This window comes from Streptomyces albus subsp. chlorinus (genome assembly GCF_013302895.1).
Classification (GTDB): Bacteria; Actinomycetota; Actinomycetes; order Streptomycetales; family Streptomycetaceae; genus Streptomyces; species Streptomyces chlorinus.
The window spans coordinates 762,568-772,734 of the sequence record NZ_VJOK01000001.1; the positions used below are offsets into that span (position 1 = coordinate 762,568).

11 protein-coding genes and 2 pseudogenes are annotated in these 10,167 nt (G+C 73.6%); 5 read left to right on the forward strand and 8 right to left on the reverse strand.

Annotated elements, in window-relative coordinates; genetic code table 11:
* From FM076_RS03545 to FM076_RS03565, 5 genes are all read right to left on the reverse strand, one after another.
* Positions 1-450 (reverse strand): urease accessory protein UreF (locus tag FM076_RS03545; RefSeq protein WP_243274287.1); only part of this gene is annotated, 450 nt, incomplete at its 3' end.
* 106 nt (positions 451-556) lie between these two features.
* Complete coding sequence (locus FM076_RS03550) at positions 557-2,278, reverse strand: urease subunit alpha (RefSeq protein ID WP_173868482.1); 1,722 nt, start codon at positions 2,276-2,278, stop codon at positions 557-559.
* Positions 2,271-2,582 (reverse strand): urease subunit beta, encoded by a 312-nt coding sequence (locus FM076_RS03555; RefSeq protein WP_173868483.1) that lies wholly within the window; start codon positions 2,580-2,582, stop codon positions 2,271-2,273. Before FM076_RS03555 ends, FM076_RS03550 begins: the two co-directional genes overlap by 8 nt.
* 25 nt (positions 2,583-2,607) lie before the next feature.
* On the reverse strand, positions 2,608-2,910 hold the full coding sequence (locus FM076_RS03560; RefSeq protein ID WP_173868484.1) for an urease subunit gamma: 303 nt from the start codon (positions 2,908-2,910) through the stop codon (positions 2,608-2,610).
* A gap of 237 nt (positions 2,911-3,147) precedes the next feature.
* Positions 3,148-3,807 (reverse strand): TetR/AcrR family transcriptional regulator, encoded by a 660-nt coding sequence (locus FM076_RS03565; protein ID WP_173868485.1) that lies wholly within the window; start codon positions 3,805-3,807, stop codon positions 3,148-3,150.
* Between the two features lie 114 nt (positions 3,808-3,921).
* Between FM076_RS03565 and FM076_RS03570 the strand changes: the two are divergent.
* Positions 3,922-4,993 (forward strand): annotated as a pseudogene (locus FM076_RS03570) (ABC transporter permease).
* Positions 4,994-5,168: 175 nt separating this feature from the next.
* Entirely contained in the window at positions 5,169-6,179 is a 1,011-nt protein-coding gene (locus tag FM076_RS03575; RefSeq protein WP_173874487.1) for a M28 family peptidase, read from the forward strand.
* Positions 6,180-6,236: 57 nt separating this feature from the next.
* Here the strand turns inward: FM076_RS03575 and FM076_RS03580 are convergent, their stop codons facing one another.
* On the reverse strand, positions 6,237-6,551 hold the full coding sequence (locus tag FM076_RS03580) for a type II toxin-antitoxin system prevent-host-death family antitoxin (protein WP_173868486.1): 315 nt from the start codon (positions 6,549-6,551) through the stop codon (positions 6,237-6,239).
* 331 nt (positions 6,552-6,882) lie between these two features.
* Between FM076_RS03580 and FM076_RS03585 the strand changes: the two genes are divergently transcribed.
* The 3 genes from FM076_RS03585 to FM076_RS03595 all read left to right on the forward strand — a co-directional run bounded on the left by FM076_RS03585 (position 6,883) and on the right by FM076_RS03595 (position 9,183).
* Positions 6,883-7,521, forward strand: a complete 639-nt coding sequence (locus tag FM076_RS03585; protein ID WP_173868487.1) for an ATP-dependent Clp protease proteolytic subunit — start codon at positions 6,883-6,885, stop codon at positions 7,519-7,521.
* Between the two features lie 34 nt (positions 7,522-7,555).
* The gene (locus tag FM076_RS03590) at positions 7,556-7,858 is read left to right on the forward strand and encodes a hypothetical protein (RefSeq protein ID WP_173874488.1); all 303 of its coding nucleotides are present in this window, start codon (positions 7,556-7,558) and stop codon (positions 7,856-7,858) included.
* Between the two features lie 335 nt (positions 7,859-8,193).
* Entirely contained in the window at positions 8,194-9,183 is a 990-nt protein-coding gene (locus FM076_RS03595; protein WP_173868488.1) for an EamA family transporter, read from the forward strand.
* A 68-nt stretch (positions 9,184-9,251) separates the two neighbouring features.
* Here the strand turns inward: FM076_RS03595 and FM076_RS03600 are convergent, their stop codons facing one another.
* Positions 9,252-9,683: an ATP-binding protein gene (locus FM076_RS03600; RefSeq protein ID WP_173868489.1), complete on the reverse strand. Its 432-nt coding sequence runs from the start codon at positions 9,681-9,683 to the stop codon at positions 9,252-9,254.
* Between the two features lie 309 nt (positions 9,684-9,992).
* Positions 9,993-10,167: pseudogene (locus tag FM076_RS33340) on the reverse strand (8-amino-7-oxononanoate synthase); the annotation flags it as partial.

Here is a 10,167-nt window from a genome sequence, read left to right on the forward strand (position 1 = left end):
CACGTTCTCGTACGCCGCCGCGTAGGCGGCGTCGAGCGGGGTGAGGCCCGCGGAGCGGGCCGCCAGGCCCAGCACCACGGGCTGGTGGGCGCCCTTGGGGCGGGCCGCCGCCAGTGCGTCCAGCTCCGGTCCGGGCCAGGTGGCCCGCGCCGCGCGCATCATCTGCCGGCCCAGTTTGCGGGCCGTGCGCCGCAGCGCGGGTGAGGGGGTGCGGGCGTCGGCGGCCTCGTCCAGGGCGAGGGGGTCGGCGCCGGCCGCGGCGGCGGCCGCGAGGGCCGCCGCCGTCAGCCCCGCGGTGTGCAGCCGGCTCGTGCAGAACTCCTGGAGGCTCGCCGCGTCGTGCACGCGGCCGGACTTCACGGCCGCCTCGGCGCCTCCCGAGTGGGCGTGTCCCCCGGCGGGGAACCGCCCGTCGGCGAGCACCAGCAGTGCGGCGGTGCCACCAGGCATACGAAGACCTCTTCCTTGGTGCAGGCGCGACACCGCGCGCCGGGGTCCGTGCGGACGGCGTCGCCCCCTCGTCGCCCTCACCCGGCGCCGGGGGAGGGCGAAGGGCTCAGAACAAGAAGTACCGCTGCGCCATCGGCAGCGTCCTGGCCGGGGACGGGTCCACGGGCGTCCCGTCGATCGTGACGGTGAAGGTGTCGGGATCGACGCGCACATCGGGGCGGGCGTCGTTCTGGCGCATGTCGGCCTTGGTGACCGGGCGGGTGTCGCGGATGGCGACGAACCGCTTGCCGAGGGCGAGCCGTTCGGGCAGCCCGTCGTCGAGTGCCGTCCGCGTCACGAAGTTGACGGAGTTCGCCCCGGGGGCACGCCCCGTCGCCCCGAACATGGGCCGGGGCAGCACCGGTTGCGGGGTGGGGATGGACGCGTTGGCGTCCCCCATCTGCGCGTAGGCGATCTGGCCGCCCTTGATGACGAGCTGCGGCTTGACGCCGAAGAAGGCCGGGTCCCAGAGCACCAGGTCGGCGAGCTTGCCCGGCTCGACCGATCCGATCTCCTCGTCCATGCCCTGCGCCACAGCGGGGTTGATGGTGTATTTGGCGACATAGCGGCGGGCCCGCAGGTTGTCGGCGCGTCCGTCGCCCGCCAGGGCGCCGTACCGCTCCTTCATCACGTGCGCGGTCTGCCAGGTGCGCAGCACGACCTCGCCGATGCGGCCCATGGCCTGGGAGTCGGAGGAGATGATCGAGATGGCGCCGAGATCGTGCAGGGTGTCCTCGGCGGCGATGGTGCTGGGCCGGATACGGGACTCGGCGAAGGCGAGGTCCTCGGGGACGGCCGGGTTGAGATGATGGCAGACCATCAGCATGTCGAGGTGTTCCTCGACGGTGTTGACGGTGTGCGGGCGCGTCGGGTTCGTCGACGAGGGCAGCACGTTGGGCTCACCGACGACGGTGATGATGTCCGGCGCGTGCCCGCCGCCCGCGCCCTCGGTGTGGTACGCGTGGATGCCGCGTCCGGCGATCGCGGCGAGGGTGTCGCCGACGAACCCCGCCTCGTTGAGGGTGTCGGTGTGGATGGCCACCTGGGCGCCGGTCTCGTCGCAGACCGACAGGCAGGCGTCGATGACGGCGGGGGTGGCGCCCCAGTCCTCGTGGATCTTGAATCCGACGGCACCGCCGCGCAGTTGGGCGAGCATCGCCTCCCGCGAGACGGTGTTGCCCTTCCCCAGGAGGCCGACGTTGACGGGCAGACCGTCCATGCCCTCCAGGGTGCGGGCGGTGTGCCAGGCCCCGGGGGTGACGGTGGTCGCCTTGGAGCCCTCGGCCGGGCCGGTGCCGCCGCCGACCAGCGTGGTGATGCCCGCGGCCAGCGCCTCGTCGACGAGTTGCGGGCAGATGAAGTGGACGTGCGCGTCGATGGCGCCCGCGGTCAGGATCTTGCCGTTCCCGGCGATGATCTCCGTCTCCGGACCGATGACCAGGTCGGGGTGGACGCCGTCCATGGTGTCGGGGTTGCCGGCCTTGCCGAGCGCGACGATACGCCCGTCACGGATCCCGACGTCGGCCTTGACGACGCCCCAGTGGTCGAGGACGAGTGCCCCGGTGATCACGGTGTCGGGGGCGCCTTCGGCGCGGGTGGCCAGCGACTGGCCCATGGACTCGCGGATGACCTTGCCGCCGCCGAACACGGCCTCGTCACCGGAGCGTCCGGGCCCGCCGGCCAGGTCGTCCTCGATCTCGATGACCAGCGAGGTGTCGGCGAGGCGCACACGGTCGCCGGTGGTGGGGCCGAACAGGTCGGCGTAGGCGGCGCGGGACAGCTCAAGCATCGAGAGGGCCTCCTGTGGCGGACCGCAGTCCCGCGACGACGCGCCTGCCGCCGATAGGGACGAGGGCGACGTCGACGGGGATGCCGGGCTCGAAGCGGACGGCGGTCCCGGCCGCGATGTCGAGGCGCTTGCCACGCGCGGCCTCGCGGTCGAAGTCCAGTCCGGGGTTGGCCTCGGCGAAGTGGTAGTGGGAGCCGACCTGGACGGGGCGGTCGGCGGAGTTGAGCACGGTCAGCCGGGTCACCTCGGCGCCCTCGTTGACCGGTACCGGGTCCTCGGCGAAGAGGATCTCTCCGGGAATCATGGTGTGCGGCTCCTCGTCGGCGCGGTCAGGCGATCGGTTCGTGGACGGTCACGAGCTTGGTGCCGTCCGGGAAGGTCGCCTCGACCTGGACGTCGTGCAGCATCTCGGGGATGCCCTCCATGACGTCGTCACGGGTGAGGACCCTGCGGCCGGAGTCCATGAGTTCGGCGACGGTGCGCCCGTCGCGGGCGCCCTCCAGGACGTGCGCGGTGATCAGCGCGACGGCCTCGGGGTGGTTCAGGCGCAGTCCGCGGTCCTTGCGGCGCTGAGCGACGTCGGCCGCGACGTGAATGAGCAGCCGCTCCTGCTCGTGCGGGGACAATTGCATACTCTCCACCTCACCGGCGTCGCCGGGCCCGGGGGAAACCCCGGTCGCTCGCGGCGACGACCCACGCGGGTAGATGTATCACACATGCGACACACCGTCCTCAACTGCCCCGGAGATTAGGGCAGCGCTGTTTCGTTGGCGTGAACAACGCACTGCTCCGACGGGTCGCCGGTGACGGGGTGCCCGGAGTCGCCCTGCCCGGGGCGCCGGGCCTCGACACCGCCGGCAGGGGCCCGCTCAGCCCGCTCCGCCGCGCCCTTCCCCGGGGCCGGCCGCGTCCGCGTCCGCCGGCACCTCCATGCCCACCAGCGCGCGCAGCCCCTTGGCGAACTCCTCCGGCGCGATGCCGCCCCACAGCGCCTGCTGCACGAAATACCCCTGCACAGCGCCGATCAGCGTGCGGGCGACATGCACGGTGTTGGCCTGCGGATGGACCCAGCCGCGCGCCTGGTACGCCTCGACGAGCCGGGCCCACTGGACGGACAGGTGGGCGTACGCCTCGTTGACCGTCTCGGCCAGCTCCTCGTTGCGCAGCGCCTCGCCCCAGATCTGCACGAGCAGCCGGGGCAGCTCCCTCGGGTCCTCACCCGTGCCCATGAACTCCCGGAGCCGGCCGAAGACTTCGGCGAACAGCTCGTCGGGCAGCGGCGGCACCTCGGCGGCCGCCACCCGCTCGAAGGAGGCGCGGATGGTCGCCAGGGCCTCCTGCGCGACAGCCGCGACGATCTCCTCCTTGCTGCGGAAGTACCGGTAGACGGCGCCCGCCGACAGCCCGCTCTCCTTGAGCACGTCCTGCATGGAGGCGGCGTGGAAGCCGTTGCGGAGGAAGCAGCGACGCGCGCCGTCGAGGATCTGACGGCGGCGGGCCTCGAGGTGTTCGGGGGAGACGCGAGCCATGCGGGCATCGTAAAACGAACGTTCCTTCTTGACAATCGACCCGCAGCGCGCAACGGTGAGCCCACCATTCAAAACGAACGATCCTTCTTTTTTACTTCCCTCGGAGGTTCACCCATGGCCCCTCCCACCGGCCCCGCCGCACCCGCCGCGCCCACGGCTCCCGCCCGCCCCCCGGGCAGCCGTCCGGCCGGCAGCCCCCGGGGCCCGCTCACCGTGCTGCTCGCCGTCCCGCTGCTCGTCACGTTCGCCCTGTGGGCCTTCGCCTGGCCGGCCGCCCGCATCGCACCCCGCGACCTGCCGCTCGGCGTCGCGGGCCCCGCCCCCGCCGCCGAGCGGGTCGAAGCCGAACTCGGGCGGCACGAGGGCGCGTTCGCGCTGCACCGGTACGCCGACGAGGCAGCCGCCCGCGAGGCCGTCCGCAACCGCGACGTCTACGGCGCCGTCGTGCTCACCCCCGCTGGACCCAAGACGCTCACCGCCAGTGCGGCGAGCCCCGTGGTCGCCGAGTTGCTGACCCGGTCCGCGGCGCGCATGGCCCCCGAGGGCACACCGCCGCGGACCGAGGATGTGGTGCCCGCGCCACCGGCCGACCCGCGCGGCGCGGCACTCGGGGCGAGCGTCCTCCCCCTGGCCCTGGCCGGGGTGGCCGCCGGGGCGCTGGTCGTCGTCCTGCGGCTGCGCGGCACGCGAGGACTGCTCGCGCTGCTGGGAGCCGCCGCACTGGTCGGCCTCGCCGGTGCGGCCGTCGCCGACAGCTGGCTCGGGGTGCTGGCCGGCAACTGGTGGGCCGAGGCCGCCGCGCTCGGACTGACCGTGCTGGCCGTGGGCGCCACCGTGGCGGGCCTGGGCACATTGCTGGGGACCAGGGGCCTCGCGCTGGGCGGCCTGCTCACGGTGCTGCTGGGCAACCCCTGGTCCGGGATGTCCTCCGCCCCGGAACTGCTGCCCGAACCGGTCGGAACGCTGGGCCAGTGGCTGCCGCCGGGCGCCGGGGGGGTCGCTGCTGCGCGGCGTCGGCTTCTTCGACGGCCACGGCGTGGACACCCCCGTACTGGTCCTGACGACGTGGGCGGTGCTGGGGCTCGCCGCGGTGACGGCCGGCGGGCTGCGCTCCGAGCGGGTGCGGGCCGGCGGGCCGGGCGCCCCGGACGGACCGGGCGCCCGGGGTGGGCGGGGCCGGGGGTAGGGGGCTCTCCGCTCCCCGCAACGGCCTGTCCGCTATGCGCTCTTGACGGGACGACGCCCCGCCATCAGTCTCATGTGCACGTCAATTCACCTCGCCGCTCCGGGCGAACCGCCGCCACACCGGCGGCCCACCCCGCCCCCCACAGCATCGGAGCCCAGCAGTGATACGCGGACACATACCCGCACCGGCGACACCCGCGGACAGCGGACAGCGCAGGCACGCCCGCAAGCACCGCCGCACCGCCCTCGCCGCCGCTTCCAGCGCGGCCCTCGCCCTCGCACTCCTCGGTACCGCCGGAGCCCAGGCCAGCCCCGGCGGCACCGGGACCGGGGCCCGCGCGGCCGAGGCACCGGACATCTCCGTCGCCGCCGTCCAGCAGGATCTGAAGGACCTTCAGGCCATCGCCGAGGCGAACGGCGGCAACCGGGCGCACGGCCGGCCCGGCTACCGCGCCTCCCTCGACCACCTCAGGAAGAAGCTGGACGCCGCCGGCTACCGGACCACGGTCCAGAAGTTCGACAGCGGCGGCCGCACCGGCTACAACCTCATCGCCGACTGGCCCAAGGGCGGCAGCGGCCCGACCGTCATGACCGGCGCCCACCTGGACTCCGTCTCCTCCGGGCCCGGCATCAACGACAACGGCTCGGGCTCCGCCGGAGTGCTGGAGACCGCGCTCGCCGTGGCCAAGGCGGATCTCGCGCCGGACAAGCACCTGCGGTTCGCCTGGTGGGGCGCCGAGGAGCGCGGCATGGTCGGCTCCCGCCACTACGTCGACAGCCTCGGCCAGGACGAGATCGGCGCCATCGACACCTATCTGAACTTCGACATGATCGGCTCACCCAACGCGGGCCACTTCGTCTACGACCAGAACCCGGCCGTCGAGGCGCTCTTCACCGAGTGGTTCCGCTCCAAGGGCATCGAGACGGAGGCGTCCGAGGAGACCAACGGGCGCAGCGACCACGCCTCGTTCGAGCAGGCGGGCGTCACCGTCGGCGGCAGCTTCACCGGCGCGGGCGAGACCAAGACGCAGGCGCAGGCGGACAAGTGGGGCGGTACGGCGGGCGAGCCGTACGACAAGTGCTACCACTCGGCGTGCGACGACACCTCGAACATCGACGAGAAGGCGCTCGACCTGCACAGCGACGCCATCGCCCACGCGGTCTGGCAGCTCAGCTCGGGCTCCTGACCCGGCCTCAGCTCGGGCTCGCGACCCGACGGCCCGCGAGCGGATCAACCGTGAGGCTCAGCTTCCCTGGCCCGGCCGCCGGTCCCCGGCGGCCGGGCCGCGGTGTTCGGCGGCGATCCCGAACCGCCGTGCCTCGGGCGGCACCGCGCCCCCCGCGGCCTCCCGGAACCCCGACACCGTGCTGATGATCTCCTCGGGTTCCGCCTCGGCCCCTTCGGCGGCCTCCAGCCGCTCCAGGTCGGCGGCCGAGACGAGTCCGACGAGCGGCTTGCCGTGCCGGGTGACCACGACGCGCTCGTTGCCGTACACGACCCGATTGATCAGATCAGCCAGCTCGGCACGCGCCTGCGTCACCGGAATCTCGTAAGCCATGCCCCCATTCTAGGGGCCCGCGAAACCGCAGGTCAGAGCGTATGCCGACTACCGTGCCCCGGCTCTCGCGGCACCCGGCCCGGCCCCTCGTGACGGCCGCCTCCGTCCCCTTCGTGACGGCGGGCCCGCCCCCTCGCGACAGCCGGACCGGACGGCCCCGCGACCTCCCGCCCGGAGGCTCCCGCCTCTGCCCCTCCCGTCCCGAGCCGCTTCGCCTTCAGCGGAATGGGCGGTGTGCGGGGGGACTTGGAAGCGGGACCGTGGTTAGCTGATCCGCGTACGTTCTGTACGTCCTGTACATTCCTGACGCGACGACAGCGGAGAGCGACACATGCGGAATCAGCCGACGGCCCGGTACGTCCTGCCCGAGTTCACCGAGCGCACCAGCAGCGGCCTGCGGAGGATGGATCCGTACTCGAAGCTGATGGAGGAGCGGATCGTCTTCCTGGGCACCCCGATCGACGACACCTCGGCCAACGATGTGATGGCCCAGCTCATCCACCTCGAACACACCGCCCCCGACCAGGACATCTCCCTGTACATCAACTCGCCCGGCGGCTCGTTCACGGCCATGACGGCGATCTACGACACCATGCGGTTCGTCTCCTGCGACATCGAGACCGTCTGCCTGGGCCAGGCCGCCTCGGCCGCCTCCGTCCTGCTGGCCGCCGGCACCCTGGGCAAGCGGCTGGCCCTGCCCGGCGCACGCATCCTCATCCACCAGCCGTCGCTGTCCGAGCCGGTGCGGGGCCAGACCTCGGACGTGGAGATCCAGGCACGGGAGATGCTGCGCACCCGCGAACTCCTGGAGGAGCTGTACGAACGCCACACCGGCCGGCCCCGCACCAGGATCAGCGCGGACCTGGAACGCGACACGATCTTCACCGCCCAGGAGGCCGTGGAGTACGGGCTGATCGACCGCCTCACCGCCAGCCGCAAGTCCACCCCCCTCCGCCCGGCCCGGGGATGAGGCCGTCGTGGCGAACCGGAGATGGCCGCCCGAGATGCCGCCGCTGCCCGCGCTGACCCGCGCCGAGTGCGAGGTGATCGACGCCTACTTGGAGGTGCTCGACCTGCTCGGCCGCATCAACCCCGCGCGCGGCACCGACACCTACCGCGGTCTGCGTGCCGCGCAGGGACTGGTCAGCAAGGCGGTCCAACTGCGGGACGCGCTGACGCTGATGCACCAGCGCGGGGAGAGCGAGCTGCACGCGGCCACACTCGAGAGGGCTCTGCGGATCCTGGACGGGGAACGGCGTGCCGCGCTGGTCGGACCGCCGGCGGCCGGGCCGGGCGACCGGGACTAGCCGGCACCCGGCCCCTCCCTCCCTCCCTTGTTCCTCCCCTCCCCGTCCCTCCCTCTCCGGCCACGCCGCCACCTGAGCCGCACGGTCACCCGCGGCCAGGTGGCGGATGGCGGGTGACGGATGGCCGTACGACCAGCACGTGGACGCCGATTGTGCCCGGGCGAGGGCGCGCATAAAGTGCTGATCATGCTTTCGGCACCGGTCACCCTCTCCCCGCCCGCCGCGTAAGGCGGGCCGCCACGCACGGCTGCCGCGACGGATGACGGTCCGCCGCGGGGGTCGGTGGTGCCCGCACAAGGGACACCAACCGATCCCTCCAAACGCGGAGCGCTCTCGTGCCGATCTCTTCCACCGGTTCGTCCGGTACGCCCGCCCTGCCCGTCGGGCGTGGCCTCTTCTTCCTCGCCGTCGCCGGTACCACGTGGGGTACCACCGGGGCGGCAGTCGACCTCCTCTACTCCTCCAGCGGACTGGGCCCGCTCGCCGTGTCCTTCTGGCGCTATGTGAGCGGGCTGGCACTGCTGCTCGCGGGCCGCGCCGCCGTCCGGATGCTGCGGCCGGGACGCGGGACGCACACCGCGGTGGTACGTCCCCTCCGGGGACTGACCCCCTCCCGGTTCGGGCTGCGGGTGACCACGGGACTGTGCCTGGCCGTCTTCCAGACGGCCTACTTCGCCGCCGTGCCGGCGACCGGGGTCGCGGTCGCGACCATCGTGACGCTGGGCGCCTGCCCCGTGTTCGTCGCGGTCGGCGCCCGGCTGACACTGGGGGAACGGCTCGGCCGGGGCGGCGCGCCGGCCGTGGCCGCCGCCCTGGCCGGTCTCACCGTGCTGGTGCTCGGTGACCAGGACGGCGGGGTACGGCCAAGCGGCGTCGCGCTCGCCCTGCTGGCCGCCGCCGCGTTCGCCGTCTCGGTGGTACTGGCCCGGTGGCTCGGCAGCGCGGGCGGCGGGGAGAGCTCCTTCACGCTGACCGCCTGGTCCTTCGGGGTCGGCGCCCTGGTGCTGCTGCCGTTCGCCCTGGCGGAGGGCGTGCTGCCGGGCCCGGACGGCCTGGGGCGGGCGGCCCTGCTGTCGCTGTACGTCGCGGCGGTGCCGACCGCGCTCGCCTACCCCCTCTACTTCGCGGGCACGGCTGTCGTCCGGGCGGCGACGGCCTCGGTCGTCATGCTGATCGAGCCGGTCAGCGCGGCGGTGCTCGCCGTCGGGCTGCTCGGTGAGCGGCTCACCGTGCCGATGCTGCTGGGGACGCTGGTGCTGCTGACGGGCGTGGTGTTCCTGACCCGGGCCGAGGCGGCGCGGGCCGGGACGGCGCGGGGCGCGTAGTCCTCCGTACGCGGGTACCGCCTTCCGCGGGCGGCCCCGTGCGCCCGTCGGCCGTCGGCCGTCAGCCGTCAGCCGGCGGGCACGGGCAGCCAGGGCAACTCGACCCACACCGTCTTGCCGCCGTCCGCGGCGGGGGTGACGCGCATCCGGCCGCCCGACTCGGCGGCCAGCGTGCGGATGATGAGCAGACCGCGCCCGTTGTCCTGCTGCACGGCCGCCGGAAGCCGGCGCGGCCGGCGCGGGTGGCTGTCGGTGACGCCCATCCGCAGCCGCGCGTCGTCCTCCAGCCGGAGTTCGACGGTGAAGGCGGGGGACCGTCCGCAGGTGTGCTGAACGGCGTTGGTCGCCAGTTCGGAGACGATCAGGCGCAGCCGGTCCATGGCGTCCGCGTCCTTGTCCAGCCCCCAGGAGAGGAGGACGTCCGTGACGTGCCGGCGCGCGGCGGTGACGGAGGCTGGTGCACTCGGCAGCGTGATCGTCGCTGTGTGGTTGTCTGCCATGGCGGGGGCGTCCCTTTCCCGGGGCCGTCGGCTCCTCCGTCGAGCGGCGGCGGGCTTGTGCTGGGAGACGGAGCGGCCCGGACAGCCGCTGCGCGACAGAGTGCCACTCCCCGCGGCACGACGCGGCCGATCCCCCTGCTTGCCGGGGCTTGTGTCCCCCGAAGCAGTGAACTCTCCGCCACGGGGACGCATTTGACCATGGAGAGGACGTATTGCCCCCGGTGTCCCCTCCACCACCGCCGCCGCCCCGCCCTCGGGTACGGGGTGCGGGTGCGGTGACGGGGCCCGTGCGGGTCAGTGCGGTGGTGGTCAGTGCGGTGCGGGTCGGTACGGTGCCGGTGCGGTGGCGATCACCGTGTCGGCCGCGCGGGCCAGGGTGGCCTCGTCCAGGTCTCCGCGGGCGGTCAGGCGCAGCCGTGAGACGCCGTCCGGGACGGAGGGCGGGCGGAAGCACCCGGCGTGGACTCCGGCGGCGCGCAGCGCG